The sequence below is a fragment of the Halapricum desulfuricans genome (assembly GCF_017094525.1).
GTDB lineage: Archaea > Halobacteriota > Halobacteria > Halobacteriales > Haloarculaceae > Halapricum > Halapricum desulfuricans.
This window is the reverse complement of record NZ_CP064788.1, coordinates 1462252-1482095: the sequence shown is the minus strand read 5'-3', so window position 1 is coordinate 1482095 and position 19844 is coordinate 1462252. Positions and strand designations below refer to the sequence as shown.

12 protein-coding genes are annotated in these 19844 nt (G+C 64.2%); 8 read left to right on the top strand and 4 right to left on the bottom strand.

Annotation, left to right across the window (positions count from 1 at the left end; genetic code table 11):
• Positions 1-87: 87 nt before the first annotated feature.
• The 3 genes from HSR122_RS07640 to HSR122_RS07630 all read right to left on the bottom strand — a co-directional run bounded on the left by HSR122_RS07640 (position 88) and on the right by HSR122_RS07630 (position 6475).
• The gene (locus tag HSR122_RS07640) at positions 88-1194 is read right to left on the bottom strand and encodes a DNA topoisomerase IV subunit A (protein WP_229108989.1); all 1107 of its coding nucleotides are present in this window, start codon (positions 1192-1194) and stop codon (positions 88-90) included.
• Positions 1191-5321: a DNA topoisomerase VI subunit B gene (locus tag HSR122_RS07635; RefSeq protein ID WP_229108988.1), complete on the bottom strand. Its 4131-nt coding sequence runs from the start codon at positions 5319-5321 to the stop codon at positions 1191-1193. Before HSR122_RS07635 ends, HSR122_RS07640 begins: the two co-directional genes overlap by 4 nt.
• Positions 5322-5416: 95 nt before the next feature.
• Positions 5417-6475, bottom strand: coding sequence for a TrmB family transcriptional regulator (locus HSR122_RS07630; RefSeq protein ID WP_229108987.1), 1059 nt, complete (start codon positions 6473-6475; stop codon positions 5417-5419).
• A gap of 213 nt (positions 6476-6688) precedes the next feature.
• Here HSR122_RS07630 and malQ point away from each other — a divergent pair, with 213 nt between their 5' ends.
• Positions 6689-8182: a 4-alpha-glucanotransferase gene (gene malQ, locus HSR122_RS07625; protein ID WP_229108986.1), complete on the top strand. Its 1494-nt coding sequence runs from the start codon at positions 6689-6691 to the stop codon at positions 8180-8182.
• Positions 8183-8319: 137 nt separating this feature from the next.
• On the opposite strand, the gene malA is transcribed toward malQ, so the two are convergent.
• Positions 8320-10251, bottom strand: a complete 1932-nt coding sequence (gene malA / locus HSR122_RS07620; RefSeq protein WP_229108985.1) for an alpha-amylase MalA — start codon at positions 10249-10251, stop codon at positions 8320-8322.
• Between the two features lie 289 nt (positions 10252-10540).
• Here malA and glgP point away from each other — a divergent pair, with 289 nt between their 5' ends.
• The 7 genes from glgP to HSR122_RS07585 all read left to right on the top strand — a co-directional run bounded on the left by glgP (position 10541) and on the right by HSR122_RS07585 (position 19789).
• Positions 10541-12235 (top strand): alpha-glucan family phosphorylase, encoded by a 1695-nt coding sequence (gene glgP, locus HSR122_RS07615; RefSeq protein ID WP_229108984.1) that lies wholly within the window; start codon positions 10541-10543, stop codon positions 12233-12235.
• A 155-nt stretch (positions 12236-12390) separates the two neighbouring features.
• Positions 12391-14955 (top strand): methyl-accepting chemotaxis protein, encoded by a 2565-nt coding sequence (locus HSR122_RS07610; RefSeq protein WP_229108983.1) that lies wholly within the window; start codon positions 12391-12393, stop codon positions 14953-14955.
• Between the two features lie 48 nt (positions 14956-15003).
• Positions 15004-15333, top strand: a complete 330-nt coding sequence (locus tag HSR122_RS07605; protein WP_229108982.1) for a 2Fe-2S iron-sulfur cluster-binding protein — start codon at positions 15004-15006, stop codon at positions 15331-15333.
• A gap of 56 nt (positions 15334-15389) precedes the next feature.
• Positions 15390-16022 carry an IMPACT family protein gene (locus tag HSR122_RS07600; RefSeq protein WP_394355518.1) on the top strand — a complete coding sequence of 211 codons (633 nt, stop codon included), beginning with the start codon at positions 15390-15392 and terminating at the stop codon, positions 16020-16022.
• A gap of 52 nt (positions 16023-16074) precedes the next feature.
• Entirely contained in the window at positions 16075-17367 is a 1293-nt protein-coding gene (locus tag HSR122_RS07595) for a glucose-6-phosphate isomerase (RefSeq protein ID WP_229108981.1), read from the top strand.
• A 60-nt stretch (positions 17368-17427) separates the two neighbouring features.
• Entirely contained in the window at positions 17428-18183 is a 756-nt protein-coding gene (locus HSR122_RS07590) for an ABC transporter ATP-binding protein (RefSeq protein WP_229108980.1), read from the top strand.
• 1 nt (position 18184) lies between these two features.
• The gene (locus tag HSR122_RS07585; protein WP_229108979.1) at positions 18185-19789 is read left to right on the top strand and encodes a hypothetical protein; all 1605 of its coding nucleotides are present in this window, start codon (positions 18185-18187) and stop codon (positions 19787-19789) included.
• Positions 19790-19844 lie beyond the last annotated feature (55 nt).

Below are 19844 nucleotides of genomic sequence, written 5' to 3'. Positions count from 1 at the left end.
TCCACGACCATCAAGAACGATCGTTACTATCAGGGGTATATAAATCGCGCGGCAGAATTCAGCGACGAGACGACGTCTCGATCCTCTCTAGAGCACGTCCATTGCCTCGAGACGTTCGGGCAGATAGGTCTCGGTAACGAAGTCCAGCCCGTGAGAGGCCAGTGCCTGCTGTTCGGACTTCTTCTCGATGTCCAGTTGCAGTTCGATCTGTTCTTCCCAGTAGTCGGTCTGGAACCGGGGGTCTTCGAGTTCCGACTCCAGCGCGTTGATGTCCGAGTCGCTCAGCGGATCCGTCGGCAGATCGTACTCGACGATGTCTTCGGGCTGGACGCCCACGAACTGCGCCTGTGGCGTCGCCAGATACTCCGAGAGGTGAGCGGACTTGATCGAGCCGTAGGCGACCGAGCCGTAGATGCGATACGACCAGGGGTCGCCGTCGGTGAACACCGTTACCGGCAGATCGAGCTCGTCGTGCAGGCGCTTGGTGATCCGCCGCGTCGCGCGGGCGGGCTGGCCCTTCAGGTGGACGATCAGGGCGTCGTGTTCCTCGTCGAAGCCGTTTTCGACCAGCCGATCGCGCATCCCGCCGGTCTCGACTGCGAGCACGAACTCGGCGTCGTTTTCGAGGAACTCGATCTGATCGGGGTTGTTCGGGATCTGATACCCGCCCTCGCCGACGTCTTCCTGACAGTGGATCTCGCGCTCGCCGCGGCGGGTCTGCTCGCGGATCAAGAGCGGTCCCATCAGCGTCGCGCCCGACTCCTCGGGACGCATGTGGAAGTCCTCGCGCGTGACCCCGGAGACGATCTCCAGGTCCTCGATCAGTTGGTTCGATTCGTCCTGACTGTTGAACTGCGCCTCGTCGAGGTCCCAGGACTCGCTGAGATAATATAGTTCACGCAGAGTCGAGGAGCGGTCCTCACCGAGTTGCTGGGCGAGAAAGTCGATCGTGTAGACAGCCTTCAGGAGTTTCTGCGCCCCCGAGACGGTCTTGGCGCTCCGTGTCGAGGTCCGGTCGCCGTACACCCAGACGTCGCTGTCCTCGTCGTACTCGATGTTGGTCTTGGTCCGTGTCGGGACCTGCAATCGGGGGACGTCACCGTCCTCGAACTGCTCGTAGAACTGTTCGGCCAGATCGAGAAGTCGCTGGCGCGCGTCGCCCTCGCCGTAGTTGATATCGTCGTCCGTGCTCATGACTGGATCGTGAGTTTCTCGTCGTCGATTCCGTCGACTGCGAGTTCGCTGTCGGCGTCGCCGTCGATGCTGTATTCGAGTCGTTCCGTCTCGCCGCTCCGCACCGTCGGTGACCACTTGAGGTAGTACTCGCCGTCCATCTCGACGACGTTCGCGCCGTTCGCGTCCTGGGGCTGGGCGTCGAGAATCTCGGTCACTTCGAGGTCTGCGTTTCTATCGGCGTTGTTCTCGACGCTGATCGTCGCCGTGCCGTCCTCGACCGCGCGCTCGACCAGCACGTTGTTCATGATGCGGGCCAGCGCCTCGTCGATGTCCGGCTCTTCGTGACCGGTGACCGAGGCGAGCTTCTCTGCCATCTCAGGTAGGATCGTCGCCAGCTTGTCCTGCTTTTCGCGGCGTTTGCGCATCGATCGGCGCTTCTTGAGGTAGCTTTTGAGATCACGGGCCGCCTCCCGGACGGCGAGTTCGATCTCGCTTTCGATCTCGGGGACGTTCGCGACTGCGTCCTTGGACTCGCTGGTGAACGGAACGTTCGTCGAGGCCACGTGGATCATCACGACTGCGGGGCCGTTCGGGATGCCGCTCCCGCCAGGCTGGTCAAGCCCGTAATTGCGCCAGTTGATCGACTTGACCACGTCGGTGGTCGCACACGCGCCGCGCTGGTAGACCAGCGGGACGCGGTTGGCGAAGCGCATCACGTCGACGCTACTACTGTCTTCGAGTTCGCCGCCGTAGGCGATCCCCGCCTCGACGACGAACGGATCGCCGCCGTGGACCGCGGCGTCGCGAGTCGCCGCGGCGTAGAAGTCCGCGTCGAACTCCTTTTGCAGCCCCGAAAGAACGAGGTCGTCGGTGATCGGCGCGAGACACCCTGTCGGCGGCGACATGATGTCGGTCGCTCGCATCGCCTCCAGGAGTTCGGACGCCGCGTCGCGGTCGTCGGCGATCGAGCTGACGGTTGGCAGGTCGTCCGGCACCGTGACCATCACGTCCCAGATCGCCTCGATCACGTTCTCTCTGGCCGTGTCGCCGAAGGTCGCGTCGTCGTACTCCTCGGTCGCATCGGCCGCCCGGGCCACGTAGTCGGCCAGGCCCTCGCGGGTCAGTCGATGGCGCTCGTCATCACTGGTGACGAACTTGGCCGCGAGCCGCTCTGAGAGCCCCTGCAACACTGCGTCGTCTTTCCGGGTGCTCGTGGCGTCGTCCACGAGGGGGTAGAGGTCCGATGTGAGCGCCTCCCTGCGGTCCTCGTCGCTCTCACCATTGCCGAGTAGCTGGGTCCAGGCGGCCTCGGTGCCCTTCTCGCGCACGGTCGAACCGAAGGTCGTCCCGAACTCGTCCTCGACGACGTCGGCCTCGCGGTCGACGATCTCGCGGACCTCGTGGTGGGCCACACGGTCGCGATCGTCGATAGTCTCGGCCACCGCACTCGCGAAAGACTTCGTCGCCTCTTTGCCCTTGTTCGAGACGGCGGCCCGGACGGCGGTCGTGACGTCGGCGTCCTCGTGGACCTGCGGCGGCCGCCAGGCCATCTCGCGACCGAAGTGCCGATCGCGAAATCGGTCGAGAACGCTGTCTGCGGTCTTCTGACCGACCCGCGTGAACTCCTCCTGCAGGAACCCGGACACGGAGTAGGAATCGGTCGCCTCGAGCATCTTCAACAGCGTCCCGAGTTCGACGCCGTGGGGATGCGGACGGATCTCCTCGGTTTCGGCGGGGAGTTCGGCGTCCTCGGCGCGCTCGAACTTCAGCGGCTCCTTGAGGTTCGGCTCGTCGAACTCGATGCGAGCATGCGGGTTGACGACCGCCGTCTGTTCGATATACTCGTGGAGGCTCTGGCGCGCGCGCATGTTCGCCTCCAGTTCCAGCTCGATCCGCGTGCCGTGCGGCCGGTCCCACGAGGTCGTCTCCTCGACGCTGATCTCCGGTTCGTTGGTGTCGGTGTCGATGATGAGTTCGAAGTAGTGTGCCTCGCTCGACCCTTTCGTTCGGGAGGTGATCTTGGCGGGCTTGCCGCTCGTCAACTGGGAGTAGAGGACCGCTGCGGAGATCCCTATCCCCTGCTGACCGCGGCTGTTTTTCACCGAGAGTGCCCCCTCGTTGACCACGACGAAATTTTCGTCGTAGCCCGTCGTTCCTGGAACCGAGATGTCGTAGACGTATTCGGGTGGTTCAGTCTGTTCGACGTCTTTCACCGGGAGCAGACACAGGTCCGTCTCGGTGATCCCCTGGAGTTCGTGAATCGTCTCCCACAGGTCTTCGAGCGTTTCAGTCGGCTGGTGGTCGCCGTCGAGCAGCCCCATCTCTTTGAGATTGTGCACGTACCGGGGCTTCTCGACGTACTCTCCATCCAGTGCCCGTTCGATCAACGACCGGTAGACCTCGGCGTGTTCGAGGTTCGAGCCGATTCCAACGCCGAGCAACAACCCTGGGATGGTATCCGGAACAGTCTCGTGGCCGACGTGTCCCACTCGGTGGTCCGAGAGCAGCGAGACGGGAACGCGTTTGTACTGCTGCTCGCCCGGCGGGCGGCGCTCGCTGAATACGTCCGTCAGGTTCACGTCCTCGCCGTAGACTTTCGTCCTGTATTGCGTGCTGGGGTCGTCACTGTATCCGTTGTCGTCCGTCGCAATCTCCGTACTCGCGAGCACGCCTTGCATGTTCCACAGTACCGATAGCTGCCGTGCGAGCGTCTCGCTGGTCGTCGTATGGGACAGTTCGTTGCTCGGATGCGAGTCGGAGCCGTCTCCCTGGTACAGTGCCGTGATGAACTCCTGCTGGTGTTCGCGGTCCGTGCTGAACACGAACTCGGGGATCCGTTTGTTCTCTGCCCTCTCGCCACAGACGGTTTCGAGAAACATCGAGAGCGGTGACCCGAACGCTTTCACTCGCGTCGAGTTGCGCTCGCGATCGACGGTCGTCGTGGTCCCTCCCACAGTAGCGACGGCCGACTCGGTCTCCGCTATCAGTTCCTCCTCGTGGGTACCGAAGGTGAACCCGACCTGCCGGTCGTCGACGTGTCCTTCTGCGACGTAGTACCCCAGCAGACGCATGAACGACCGGTCGATGGGGACGGACACCGGTATCGTCGTCTCTTCGCCACCGACCTGGTAGGTCTTGAACTCACAGTCGGCGGCTTTCGCTTCCCAGCCGAGTTCGATCACCGTCTCTGCGGGTAGGTATCCCTTTTCGAGGTAGTTCGTTTCGAGACTGTCTTTGAGAACCTCGACGCCATCGTACCGATAGAAGGTCCGCTTTCGATCGCTGTCCGGCGACGGTTTCTTTCGGACCTTCTCTCCAGTTTTTAGTCGTTCGAGTGTCTCCCGGTCGAAGCCGTATACGTACACTCGCCGACCGTCGAGTTGGTCCGGCGTGATGTACTCCAGCAGGTTCACCGACTCAACCGACTCCTCGAACGACGGAAGCGTCTGGGGTGTGAGAACCGTGTCACCTGGCTGTAAGTCGCTGGCCTCGACCTCCTTCGTCTCGCCCGCACTCGTCACCGAAAACAGGCTGTGGTTACCGGTCACTTCCACAGTCCGACCTTTCTCGGTCGTTATCTCGTACGTGGCCTCGTCGGTTTCGTGTCGAATGGCGTTCGTGACCGACTCCCAGGACATCTCGTGGGTTTCACGATTGAACGACGGTACTTCGATGTCGTCGGGGATCGGTCGTGTCGCTTCCCCGTCTTCCGGAAGGTAGGCGTCGCACAGGACCCTGATCGGGATTGTCTCGACCGTGTCGTTCCGCCTGACGAGCACTCGCTGGTCTGGCGTCAACGACTGCTCGCGCTTGTGGAACCGCGAACCGTACAGCAGTTTCCCGAAGACCTTCGGCACCTGCTCGCGGGTGATCCCGGGGCCGTTGTCCTCGATGACGAGCCGGTAGTAGTCGCCGAGGTCCTCGATTTCGACGTAGATATCGGGAAAGATATCGGCTTCCTCACAGGCGTCGAGGCTGTTGTCGACGCCCTCCTTGACTGCCGTGACGAGCGCCCGGGCCCCCGAGTCGAACCCGAGCATGTGCTTGTTCTTCTCGAAGAACTCGGCGATGGAGATCTGGCGCTGGCTCTCGGCCAGTTCCTCGGCGATCCCCGACTCGCCCAGTGTGGACTGCATCGATGGCATTCGTTGGGAACAACCAGTCCTGCATGGCATAAAGCCTTCTCGGTACCGCGGTGAAAGTGATACTGCTCCTTCGAGCGACCGGGGAGGCAGAACCGCTACGGCCGTTCCAGCGTGACCTTGCGCGCCTCGTAATCTTCGAGGAACGAATCCGGGCCGCCGATCGAGACGTTGCCCTCTTCGGTTTCGATGATGATCGTGTGCTCAATCGGGATTGTATTCGTCTGCGGTTCGACCATGCCCTGGCGGGTCTCGACGACGGCACCCTGCAGCGTGGTAAACGAGTCGTCGGTTTCGACTGGCTGGCCGGTCGCTCGAGCGTAGACTGTCGCTTCGGCCTGACTGTGCAACGTCGCCTGTAGTGTCGCGTGGCGGAAACTCCGGTAGGTCTGGGGGAGTTCGACCGGATCGACCACGAAGTGTTGCCGGGCGAACGGCCAGTAGTTCGCGAGGAACGAACTGGAGATGATCGGCACGATCTGTCCCTGAACGATGGCGATCGCCCGGTCGTCGCTGTTGGCTCGCGAGACCATCTCCGCCGGCGAGGCGATCCCGAGTTGCTCGTCGGCCGCCAGCAGGACCGGCATCCCGAGTTCCCAGACGCGAACGACGCTCCCGACCGGGCCGTCGATGCCGTCGAGCGCGTGCTCGGGATCGTCGACATCGCTGACCAACAACAGGACCAGAACGCCGCGGTCGATGGCCGCGGAAAGTTCCTCGGCTACCTCCGGAAGATACCCTTCGGGGACGGCCAGTACCACCTCCTGCTCGGCGCTCTCGATGTACTCGCGCAGGCGTTTAATGACGGTCACGCGCGATTTGATGACGTCGAACCGCTGTGGTCGCGAAGAGGTCTCGGAGAAGCGCTGTTTCAGGACGGGTTCGATATCTTCGAGCCGCCCGGAGAGCATCTCGATGACGGTTTCGGGTGGCTTCGCCCGAATCTTCGTCGGAACGACGTGGTCGTCGACATCGACGAAGCCTCGGTCTTCGAGTTTCTCGCAGATACTGTAGACGTATCGCTTCGAAACGCCTGTGTCGTCGGCGATCGTGCTCGCTTTCGCCTCACCCTGTTCGAGAATCGCGAGGTACGTCTGAATCTCTTTTTCGGAAAGTCCGAACTGCTTGAGCTGGTCTTCGATCCCGGCCGAAGTCATACTTTCTTGCCTCCTTGACTCCAAGTTATGGGTGTTCCGATTCGACCTGCCGCCGGTCTATGTGCCCACATCCTGTTTCGTACCCTCGCACTCGGGATACATATATTGTTTGTAATTTTTCTTCATACTTCTGGTGGGAGTAACTGAAAAACGAGACGGTCGGGACGAATCGGCTACTTTGAAGTCTTCGGATGAACAACCTGAACGGTACGGATGGAATTTGATAGACAGAGCGGACTGTTCTTGCACATTGCCTCGTTACCAGGTCCGGACGGCATCGGAACGCTCGGTGACCCGGCGGAAACGTTCGTCGATTTTCTTGCCGATTCCGGGCAGTCGCTGTGGCAGTTTTGTCCGCTGGGACCGACGATCCCAATCCACGACAACTCCCCGTATCAGTCCTACTCGGCGTTCGCCGGCAATCCGCTGTTTCTCGATCTGGACGATCTGGTCGAGCGCGGCTGGCTCGAGGAACTCGACCGCCCCGATTTCGACGACGCGAACGTGGAGTACGAACCGGTTCGGGAGTTCAAAGAGGCCCGTCTCGAGGAGGCCTTCGAGACCTTTCAGGAGGCGGCCAGCGACGACGAGCGGGCGGCGTTCGAGCAGTTCAAGGACGACGCCGGCGAGTGGCTCGAGGAGTACGCGCTGTATCGGGCGCTCCGAACGCACTTCGACGGCGTCTCCTGGCTGGACTGGCCCGAAGAGGCGAAGATGCGCGATCCAGACGCCCTCGAACGGTACCGCGAGGAACTGGCCGAGACGATCGAGTACCGGCAGTTCCTCCAGTGGCTGTTCGACCAGCAGTGGTCCGCGCTGAAAGAGTACGCCAACGAACGCGGCGTCAAGCTGGTCGGGGACGTGCCGATCTACGTCGACCTCGACAGCGCCGACGTCTGGGCCAACCCGGAGATATTCAAACTCGACGAACAGCGCGAACCCGAGTACGTCTCCGGCGTCCCGCCGGACGAGTTCTCGGACGACGGCCAGATGTGGGGGACGCCGGTCTACGACTGGGCCGCGCTGGCCGAGCGCGATTACGGCTGGTGGGTCAGTCGCTTCGAGCGTCTGCTCCAGCGAGTCGACATCTTCCGGATCGACCACTTCAAGGCATTCGAGAGCTACTGGGAGATCCCGGCCGACGCCGACACCGCCCGTGAGGGCGAGTGGGTCGTCGGACCACACGAGGAGGTCTTCTATGCTGTCCGCGACCAGCTGGGCGACCTCCCGATCGTCGTCGAGGACCTCGGCGAGATCACCGAGGAGATGGACCGGATCCGCGACGATCTGGGGTATCCGGGCATGAACGTCGCAGCGTTCGCCGACTGGTGTGACGGCGATAGTCGCTATCACCCGGTGACCTACGACGAGAACTCCGTCGCCTACACCTCAACCCACGACACCGACACGCTCGTCGGCTGGTACGAGGACCTCGACGATCGACAGCTCGACTGTCTGCACTACGCCGTCGACTACGAGGGCGGGGACGTCCACTGGGACATCCTCGATACCGTCTGGGGGTCGGACTCGGCCATCACGCTCGCGCAGGTGCAGGATCCGCTGGGTTACGGCTCGGAAGCACGGTTCAACGTCCCCGGCACTGAGGAAGGCAACTGGTCCTGGCGGGTCAGTGAAGACGCTCTGACCGACGAGGTCGCCCAGCGACTGTATGACATCACCGAGGCGACCGGACGGCTGACCGACTAGGAGAACCACTTGGCCCCGAGGCAGGTTCACAACCTCGCCGATATGTTCTGGGTCGGGCGGGTGGGTCGCGAGGCCGTCGTCGGGGACGCGACGGGCTAGAAGTCGACGAGCAAAGCAGCGGGATCTGACCGGAAACGCTATTCTGCGGGGAGGACGACCGCGTCCTCGACGGTGACGCCGTTCTCGGCGGCGACGTTCTCGCCGGTGATCTGGTCGATGGCTTCGACTTCTTCGTCGAGTCCGACGACCTCTGATTCGCCCGAGAAGTTCAGCACGACGACGTAGCGACCGTCCTCGCCGTCTCGAGCGAAGGCGGTGACGGCGTCGTCGTCACTCTCGTAATCGACGCGCTCGAAGTCGGCGTCGACTTTCAGCGCGTCGATATCCTCCCAGGTCTCGGTCAACTGGTGGTAGAACTCCCGCAGTTCCTCGTTGGCGTACTCCCAGTGGGTGTGGCCGCGACGCTGGCGTTCGCCGATTTCCTGGCCGGCGTAGATCATGGGGATGCCGGGAACCGTCCAGGACGCGGTTGCAGCCGCCCGGACGGCCGCTTCACCGGCCTGCTCGATGTAGCGATCCTCGTCGTGGTTCTCGATGTAGGTGAGGAACCCGGCGTGATCCGGGAAGCCGATCTTGTACCGGTTCTCGATCGAATCGAATATCTGGTCGGCGGGCTGGTTACCCTGGCCGATCTGGAGCAGATCGAAGTACAGCCCGGCGTCGAAGTGAACGTCGAAACAGAGGTTGTGGAAGTCCGCGACGTAGGGGATCGTCTCGTCCATCAGCAGGAACTCGCTGTCCTTGGACTTGGTGAGGGCGCGGATCTCCTGCCAGAACGGCCGTGGCACGGCCCATGCCATGTCACACCGGAAGCCGTCGACGTATTCGGCCCACTTCTCGACGGCGTCCAGCAGGTGCCGACGTACTTCGAGGTTGTCGTAGTTGAAGTTCGCGATGTACGGCCAGTCGAAGTACGTGTCGGGGACGTTGTTCTCCTCGTCCTGCCAGTCGTACCACTCGCGGTACTTCGGATCGCCCTCGACGGCGCGCTGGTAGAACTCGTGCTCGCGCGCGGAGTGGTTGAGCACGAGGTCGAACAGGACCTTCATGTCCCGCTCGTGGGCTTCCTCGATAAGTTTCTCGAAGTCCTCCTCGCCGCCGAGGTCGTCGGCGATCGAGTAGAAGTCCGTGATGTTGTAGCCGTGGTCGAAGTCGTCGTTCTGCAGAACGGGCGTGAACCACAGCGTGTTCAGCCCGAGATCCTTGATGTCGTCGAGCCGGTCGGTGATCGCCTCGAGGATCGACTCGTCGTCTTCGGGTTCGACGAACCCGCGCACGTACAGTTCGTAGACGGACATCTCGTCGGTCCACTCCGGCGGTTCGTTGAGCAGATCGACGCCGCCGTCGGGGTGGACGCTGACGGTGTCCGGGACGCTGTACTGGTAGCCGATCGCGACGCCGTGGATCCGAACCGGCTCCTCGACAGCCGCAAGCGGGGCGCGGAACTCGTAGCCGTCGATCTCGTATTCTTCGAGATCGTCACGGTCGTCGACGAAAAACTCGACGTCGAGGTCTTCCTCGGGAGCGCCTGGCGCAGTCTTGGGATGGGCCGTGATGACGACCTCGTCGCCGACCTGCTCGCCCGTGAGCGTGATCCGGGGACGACCGCGTTCGCCAATGTCGCGGGCGATTCCGGAACCGACGCCGCTACCGCTCTGTCCCCCGGAGACACCCGGGACGCCGCTGTAACCGCTGTAGCCGCTGTAACCGCTGTAGCCGCTCTGGCCGCTGTAGCCGGCACGACTCGGTTGCTGGGAGACCGCTTTCTCACCGGGATAGACGCGGACGGTCAGCTCGTGGGTTCCGTCCGGCGCGTCGAGTTCGACCGTGTAAGTCCCCGGTTCGTCCGGCGTGAGATACTCGATCGGCTCGTCGCCGAGCACGACCGAACTGTCCGCCGGCGACTCCGAGATCGACCAGACGTAGGTCTCGCCGGGATCGGGGTCGCGTGGGGCTAGTTCTTGTGTCTCTCCGACTGCCATGAACCGCGGTGGGCCTGGGTGGTGCATGTATGTATGTATGTCAGCGAGACCACCTCCAATCAATCTTCCGACATCGGTCTGCACCATTGGGGAGACACCTTGGTCAAATATGCAGACTAGAAGGGGACAGAGCCGCACAGCAGCCGTCGCAAGATATATTTATTCGTGACTGTGTGCCTTCGATAAATCGTATTATCGATGGTTTATTTCTCGTCTGTCGGCGTTTCAGGCCCGCTACTGGGATCGGATCGTTGATGAAATAAAACAACAACAGTTTTACCCCGAGATACGCAATCTCATAGAAGAGGTCGCGCACATGGTGTCGGAAAACCTGGACGGACGGATCGCGTATTACACGATGGAGATCGGAATCGAAAACGACGTCAAGACGTACAGCGGCGGGCTGGGCGTGCTGGCGGGCGATACGATCCGGTCTTTCGCGGACATGGGCGTCCCCGCGGTCTGTGTCGCCCAGCTCAACGAGCGTGGCTACTGCAAGCAGACGCTCGAAGAGGACGGGACACAGATCAGCGAGGAGGACCCGTGGCCGGTCGAGGAGTACTGCGAGAAACTCGACGTCGAAGTGACAGTCCCGATCAACGGGCGAGACGTGACGGTGACGGCCTGGCAGTACGACGTCGTCTCCGAACGAAGTGGGCACACGGTCCCGATCATCTATCTGGACACGAACGTCGAAAGTAACGATCCGGAGGCCAGGGAGTACACCCAGCGGCTGTACAGCCCCGGCTACGGCGAGGACGTCCAGCTGGCTCAGGAGATCGTCCTCGGAATCGGCGGCACCCGGATACTCGCCGAACTCGGCTACGAGATCGACACGTACCACATGAACGAGGGCCACGCCGCCCTCCTGACGCTGGAGCTGCTGAAAGAGAACGATATGGATCCCGAGCCGGTCCGCGAACAGACCGTCTTCACGACCCACACGCCGGTCGAGGCCGGCCACGATCAGTTTAACTGGGGACTGGTCAACGAGGTTCTCGGGGAGTTTGTTCCCCAGGACGTCCTCAAGAAGTACAGCCGCGAGCAGGACCTGCACATGACCTTGCTCGCGTTGAACCTCTCGCGGTACGCCAACTCCGTGGCGAAGAAACACCAGGAAGTCTCCCAGAACATGTTCCCCGGGTACGAGATCGACGCCATCACTAACGGCGTCCACGTGCCCTTCTGGGTCGGTGACTCCTTCAAGGAGCTGTACGACGAGTACGTCGAGGGCTGGCGCGAGAACCCCTACAAGCTCAAGCACGCGTCGGTCATCCCCGACGACGACCTCTGGGAGGCCCACATGGAGGAAAAGCGGGACACGATCGAGTTCATCAACGAGCGCGAGGGGTCGGATCTCGATCCGGAGAAGCTCACAATCGGGTTCGCTCGCCGAGCGACCGCCTACAAGCGCGCGGACCTGATCTTCTACGAGCACGAACGCCTGCGTCACATCGCCGAGAACGTCGGCGAGTTCCAGCTCGTCTTCGCCGGCAAGGCGTTCCCCGGTGACGAGGACGGCAGCGGGAACATCCAGAAAATTTTCCACGACGCCTGGCAGCTCAACGACGCGATCAACGTCGAGTACGTTGAGGACTACGACATGGAGGTCGGCGCGAAGCTCACCTCCGGCGTCGACGTCTGGCTCAACAACCCCCGACGGCCGCTTGAGGCCTGCGGCACCTCGGGGATGAAAGCCGCTTACAACGGGATCCCGCAGCTCGGCACGCTCGACGGCTGGTGGGTCGAGGGCCACATCGAGAACGAGACCGGCTGGAAGATCGGTCCCGAGGCCGAGGAGAGCGAACCCGACGAGACTGCGGCTGCAGACGAGGACCGCCAGGACGCGATGGACCTGTACGACCAACTGGAGAACACGGTCGTGCCGATGTACTACGAAGACCGCGAGAAGTGGATCGATATCATGCGCAATACGATGTCCTTCAACGGCCCGTACTACCACACCCAGCGGATGGTCCGGGAGTACCTCGACGACGCCTACACCCAGTGACGGTCCCGTCGAGTCCGACAAACTTGTTTTCCCGCCGATCGAACCACGGTCGTGCGACCCGATAGGTTGTGGCCCGAAGTTTACTGTTGATTGACTGCCAGAAATAAATATACTTATTATTCAGGAGAGGACAACGTGTTACCCACACAGCGCGTATGACCGGATTCCTCACCAGTCTCTACCTCGGGACGGCGGACGATACCTCTAAGAGCGCATCGGACGTCGAAAACGAGGGCGGGGACGACCCATCGACAGCATCAGTGTCACAATCAGAAACGGTGGAGGGGGAGGAGTGTGATCCGGACGAGCTCGCGCGTCTGCGCGAGCAGGTGGACGAACTGCAGGACCAGCGAGACGGACTGCGGGAGGAACGCGATCGAGCACGGGAGCGGGCCGATCGGCTGGAGACGGCGATCACGACGGCGACCGACACGATGGAGCGGGCGGTCGACGGCGACCTGACCGTGCGGGCTGAGATCGCGGCCGACGACCCGGCGGCACAGGAACTCGAGACCGCGTGTAACGAACTCATCGGCGAGTGGTCGGCGTCCATCAGACGCGTCGAGGAGTTCAGCCAGCAGGTCAGCGGCGCGACCGAACAGGTCGCCACGACGGCCGAGACCGTCCGGACGAAAAGCCGGGAGGTCAACGAGTCGATCCGCGACATCGCGACCGACGCCGACCGCCAGCACGATCGCATCGAAGATGTCGCCGGCGAAGTCGAGGACCTCTCGGCGACAGTCGAGGAAGTCGCGTCGTCTGCCGAAGAAGTCGCCAGTGCGGCGGAAGTCTCCGCGGAGCGCGCCCGTTCCGGCGGCGAGGCCGCGACGACCGCGATCGACGAACTCGAGCGGATCGAGACGAAGACCGAGACGACCCTCGAGAGCGTCGAGAGCCTGGCCGACTCGGTCGAGAACATCGAATCGATCGTCGAGGTGATCGACGATATCGCCGAGCAGACGAACATCCTCGCGCTGAACGCCTCGATCGAGGCGGCCCGCGCCGGCGAGGAGGGTGCCGGCTTCGCGGTCGTCGCCGACGAGGTCAAGAGCCTCGCAGAGGAGACGCAGTCGGCGCTGGATGATATCGAGGGTGCGATCGACGCGGTGCGCGAGGAGGCCGACGAGGCCGCCGCCGACATGCGCGAGACGCGCGATCGGGTCGGTTCCGGCCGGGAGACGATCGACGAGGCGCTGACGGCCCTGGAGGACATCGTCGAGGACGTCGAGGAGGTCTCCGGCCGAGTCGGCGAGATCAGCAACGCGACCGAGTCCCAGGCCGAGTCCACCCAGCAGGTGGCCGTCATGGCCGAGGAAGTCGGCGAGATCAGCGAGGAGACCGCGGACACCGCCGACGAGGTCGCCGCGGCCGCCCGCGACCAGACCAGCGTCCTCACCGAGGTCCAGACGGCGACGAACACGCTCGCCGACCGGACCGAGACGCTGATCGAGTCGCTCGACGAGTTCGAGACGACGCGAGCCGCAGCCGACGCCGACAGCACGACGATCGAGATGTGGCACGCGATGAGCGGCCAGAAGGGCGTCCTGCTGGAGTCGCTGGCCCGCGAGTTCGAGGACGAACACGACGGGGACGTCTCGGTCGAGCTGACCGCAAAGGGGAGCTACCGCGGGACGCTCGATGCGACGCTTAACGCCGTCGAGAACGGTCGGCCGCCGACGATCGCCCAGATCTTCGAGATCGGGACCAAGCGAGCGATGGACAGCGGCGGGTTCGTCCCCGTCGAATCGGTGTTACCGGCCGACTTCGACGAAACCGATCTGCTCGATCCCGTCCGATCGTACTACACGACGGATCACCAGCTGTACTCGCTGCCGTTTAATTCCTCGACGCCGGTGCTCTGTTACAACCGCACGGCCTTCGAGCGCGCCGGACTGGACCCCGACCGTCCGCCCGAGACGTTCGACGCCGTCCGGAGGGCTGCGAGCGATCTCGTCGATGCGGGCGTCGCCGACTACGGGATCACGTTCGCCAACTACGCCTGGTACGTCGAGCAGTGGTTCGCACAGGCGGGTCAGCCGCTCGTGGACCGGCGCAACGGCCGGGACGGCGATGCCACAGAGTCGTATTTCGACAGCGAAGCGGGCCGCGAACTCTTCTCGTGGTGGCGCGACCTCGAACTCGACGGGCTCTACCACAATCCCGGCATCGAGGCGCGCGGAGCGGCCAAATCGGCGTTTTTCGACGGGACGGCGGCGATGCTCGTCGCGTCGAGTTCGTCGCTTTCCGGGATCGAAGACAGCGCACGAGAGGCCGGCTTCGAGCTGGGAACGGCACCGCTCCCGGTGGCCGACGAGCGCAACGGGCTGGTCGTCGGCGGGGCCTCGCTGTGGGTGCCCGAATCAGTGTCGCGCGAGCGCCAGCGGCTCGCCGGCGAGTTCCTCGCGTGGCTGGCCCGGCCCGCCCAGCAGGCCCGCTGGCACCGCGAGACCGGCTACTTCCCGATCAACCACGGCGCGGTCGAGTCGCTACGCTCCGACGGCTGGTTCCGGGAGAACCCCCACTTCGAGACCGCCCTCGAGGAGTTGCTCGCGAGTTCTGATATCCCGGCAACCAACGGAGCCCGGATCGGCCCCTTCGATACGGTTCGGACGCTCGTCGAAGAAGCGTATCTCGATGCCCGCGACACCGACGTCGAGACGGCTCTGACCGATCTCGACGCACAGGTCGAGCGACTGCTGGAGAACTACCGGACCGGATGAGCCGACCGCGGCCGGGAGAACTTTCCTGTCGGCCGCCCGAACGTCCGTATGGACGAGCGCATCATGGTCCGGGTTCGCGAGGAAGCGACCGGCGAGACCCGTCGCATCGAGAGCACGCGCGGGGCGACGCTACGGGATGTCCTGCTCGAAGCCGGTATCTCGCCGCACGGCCGGTACGCAACGAAGGCAAACTGCGGGGGTCGTGGCCTGTGTGCGACCTGTGGCGTTCGCTTCGAGACGGACACGCCCGACGCCGACCACTGGCACGACAAACTGGCCGAGGAGTTCGGCTATCCCCGACTGTCGTGTCAGATCGAACTCGCGACGGACTGCTCGGTCGTCGTGCCGGACAAGCGCATGTGGGGCGGTCGAGCGTAGCGCCGGGGCGCGCGACCCGAGCAGCTGCGCCGTCGAGCCCGCAAAGCACAACCCGTTTGGCACTCGCCGACGAACGGCCGGTCGTGTCCGAGCAGTACCAGACGGTCGCCGGTCGCGGACGCGCTCGCTTCGAGGTCCGCGGGTCGGAGTTCATCGGCCACGTCGCGCCCGCGACGACCGTCGTGGAGGCGGAGGCGTTCGTCGAGTCGATCCGCGACGAATACGCCGACGCGACACACAACGTCCCCGCCTATCGCGTCCGGGCGGACCCGTTGCGCGAGTACCAGAACGACGACGCCGAACCCTCCGGCAGCGCCGGCAAGCCCGCGCTGAACGTCCTCGCCCAGCGCGAGGTCGAGAACGTCGTCGCCGTGGTCACCCGGTACTTCGGCGGGACGGAGCTCGGCGTCGGGGGACTGGCCCGGGCGTACTCGCGGGCCGTCAAGGAGGGCGTCGACGACGCCGGCGTCGTCACCGAGCGCCCGCACGAACGCTTCGAGGTCACTGTCGAGTACGACGACAGCGGAACGGCGCGGGGAATCCTCGAGAGCGAGGGCGTCGAGTTCGAGGCCGACTACGGCGAAGTCGTCTCCTTCGCAGTGCGAGTGCCCGAACCGGACGCGGCCGCCCTTCGAGATCGGATCCGAAGCGCCACCAGCGGACGCGCCGACATCGATCGGGACGCGTGACCGGCGACCGGAGTCCGATAAAGGTAGGTAGGTGGGCGGCGACTGTCCGGGTATGCGAGTCGATATCGGAAACGCACTGGAGCGGGTCGCGACGCCGGGCGTCCCCGAGGACGCGCTGGACCGACTCGACGATCGGGTCGCTGACGCCCACGCCCGCATCGAGGAGGGGCGTGCGAACAACGAACACGGGTACGAGGCGCTGAACCTGCCCGGGACGGTCGACACCGACGAGATTCGGGCAGCCGTCAAACCGTTCGCGGACAGTGAGTACCTGCTCAACGTCGGGATCGGTGGCTCGGCGCTGGGCGCGGCGACGCTTTCGGCCGGACTGGAAAGCGACGTCGAGGCCTACTACCTCGATAACGTCGATCCCGAGTGGGTCGCGTCGATCCTCGAGGAGGTCGACCTCTCGAGGACGGCCGTCAACGTCGTCTCCCGGTCGGGGACGACCGCCGAGACCCTGTCGAACTTCCTGGTCGTCCGGGACGCCATGGACGACGCGGGCGTCGACTGGACCGAGCGCACGTGGGTCACGACTGGCGAGGAGGGCAATCTCCGCGATCTGGCCGAGAAACACGACCTCCCGTCACTGAAGGTTCCCGACGGCGTCCCCGGCCGCTTTTCGGTACTGTCGACGGTCGGGCTGGCAGCCGCCGCGCTGCAGGGCCACGACATCGACGCGATCGTCGAGGGTGCCGCGGCCGCCGAGGCTGACCTCACGCCCTCGCTGTATGACTCACCGGCTTACGCCTACGGCGCGATCGCCTACGCGCTTGACGTTCGCGGCGCGGGAACGAACGTGATGATGCCCTACGAGGAGAGCCTGGAGACTTTCGCCGAGTGGTACGCCCAGTTGTGGGCCGAGAGCCTCGGCAAGGACGGCCTGGGCCAGACGCCCGTCCGGGCACTCGGTGCGACCGACCAGCACTCGCAACTGCAGCTGTACCGGGCCGGACCCAACAACAAGATGGTCACGTTCGTGCGAGCGACCGACCGCGAGGACACGGCGATCCCCGAGACCGACCTCGAAGGCCTCTCGTATCTCGGCGGTTCGTCGCTGGGCGGGTTGCTCGACGCGGAGTTCGAGGCCACCGAGGCCAGTCTCGCCGCCGCGGATCTGCCGAACGTCCGGATCGAGATCGACAGCGTCGACGAGTACGGACTGGGCGAGTTGCTCTACAGCATGGAGGCCGCGACCGTCATGGCGGGCGAACTCTACGATGTCGACACGTTCGTCCAACCGGCCGTCGAGTGGGGCAAAAAGGCCGCGCGCGGACTGCTAGGCGGCGGCGACTTCGAAGAGGCCGACGCCGTCGCGGAGAAGACGACACTGACGATCGAGTAGCACGAGGCAAGTCGGTCGGATCAGCGACATTTTTATATCCCTCGGCCGAAATCCCGGGCGATGGATGGGTCCTCGCCGGCAATATCGACGCGTTCGCTGACCAAGCAGTACGGTTCGACGACCGCAGTCGACGGGTTGAGCTTCGAGGTGCCGTCGGGAGTCGTCTACGGCTTTCTGGGGCCGAACGGGGCCGGGAAGACGACGACGATGCGGATGTTGACCGGGCTGGTCGAGCCGACCGACGGTGACGGGTTCGTCGCCGGAACCCACTGCAGCGAGCGCCGACACCTCGTGGACCGGATCGGGCTGCTACCCGAAAAACCGCCGCTATACGACGAACTCACCGGTCGCGAGCAACTCCAGTTCGCGGCTGATCTCCGGAATATCCCCTGGGAGCGCATCTTCGATCGGGCGCTCGGCCTCGCTGACCGTCTCGATCTCGACGACGATCTCGATCGACGGATCGACGGCTACTCGAAGGGCATGCGCCAGAAGACTGCCTTCGTCCAGGCGGTCCAGCACGATCCGGCAGTGGTCTTTCTCGACGAGCCGACCTCCGGGCTCGATCCGCGTGCGGCTCGAACCCTCAGAGAACTGATCGTCGAGCTGGCCGACGACGGGACGACCGTCTTCCTCTCGACGCATATCCTGCCGGTCGTCGAGGAGATCGCCGATCAGGTGGGCGTCCTCTACGACGGACGGCTGGTCTCGGAAGGGTCGCCCGCGGAACTCACTGACGGCGTCGGCAATGACGGAGACGCCGACCTCGAAGAAGCGTTCCTCAAGGTGACCGACGACCCGGCGACGGCGTGGTAACATGACGGCACGGGCACACGCTATCGAGGACCTGCGGGACGGCTGGACGCTCGCCCGGACCGAGTTGCGTGCACAGCTCAGACGTCTCCGATCGGACAGGCGACGATTGCTCGCCACAGTCGTCGGCGTACTCGGATTCGGCGCGTTTCTTGGCCTGAGTTTCGTGCCCGGCTCGATCGCGTTCGGCGACGAGTTCGGGGAGGCGGTCCCGCTCGGGACGGCGGGGCTGGCACTGTGGGCCGTGACACTAGCCGTCGCGTACTTCGGGGCGGCAAGCGGATTCAACCAGTCACAGGTCGGGACGGTGGCCGCTCTCGCCCGGACGTCGATCCCGCCGCGGGCTGTCTCGCTCGGACGGATCGTCACACAGACCGTCCGGGCGACCTGGTTTATCGTGCCGGTCGGTGCACTGTTGCTCGGGGGCGTCGCGGTCGGCGGCGGCCCGCTCGTCGCGGGGGCCGTGCTACTTGCCGTGCTGCCCCCGATGGTCGTCGGACTGTTCGTCGGACGAGTGGTCGGGACGGTCGCGAGATACGGAAACGAGCGCCTGCAGATATCGATGTGGGTGAAAGCGCTCCTGTTGCTCGGGGTGATGGGTGCGATCTTCCTCGGGACGCAGGTCCTGCTCGACGCGAGATACGAGACTGGCACCCAGTTCGCCGTGGGGGCGCTCGTCCCCGGGACGCCGCTGCAGTCCTACGCGGCCGTCGTGTTCGCACCGTTTGGAACGACGACGGGGCCGTTCGGGGTCGTCGTCACGGGCCTGTTACTGGCGGCGATCCCGCTTGGGGTCGTCATCGCGCTCAAACTCGAGACGTATTTACTCGTCAGCGACCTCGGCAGTGACGCATCGACGACCGGCCACGTCGAGGAGAGTTACGGCGTGCCGCGCGTCTTCGATGCGTCGCCCACCGTGCGCGTCGGCTGGCGCTATCTCGTCCGGACGCGACGCGATCCCCGGATGCTCGCACACCTCACGCCGATCCTGTTCGGCGCGTTCGGCCTCGCCGGATCGGCGTTTCAGGATCCCGGTCTCGTGCTCACGATCGGTCCGGGCGCGACGGTCGTCGCTGGCGCGGTGCTCGCCGGCAGTGCCTACTGTCTGAACCCGATGGGCGACGACCGCGATCAACTCCCGCTCCTTTTGACCAGTACGCGCTCGGTCGACGTCGTGCTTCGCGGTCGGATGGTCGCCGGCGGCGCGCTCGGGACCGTCGTCGCGCTCGGGATCGGAACACCCCTTGCGGTGGTCGAACACGACCCGGGATACGTCTTCGGGCAATCGCTGCTCGCGGTCGTGTTGATCGTCGCCAGCGTCGGCATCGCCGTTGGTCTCGGTGCGATCGCCCCGAAGTTCGAGCGCAACGAGTACATGAACGTCGAGCGCGCACATCCCTCACAGTGGGCGTCACTCGGTTTCTTCTTCGGGGGCACGATCGTCGCAGTGATCGGGTTCGCGTTGCTCGCGGTGACGCTATCAGGGGAATATCTGCTCCCGGTCGCGCTCGGCTGGCTCCTGTACGTGTCCGTCCTCGCTCTCGCGTCGTGGGGCGGCTACCGGTATGCCGTTCAGCGTTTCGACGCGTTCACGCTGGACGATATTTGACACCACCGCGAAGGACTTATTCGGGGCCGACGCCAACAGAACCCTGCGTACCACA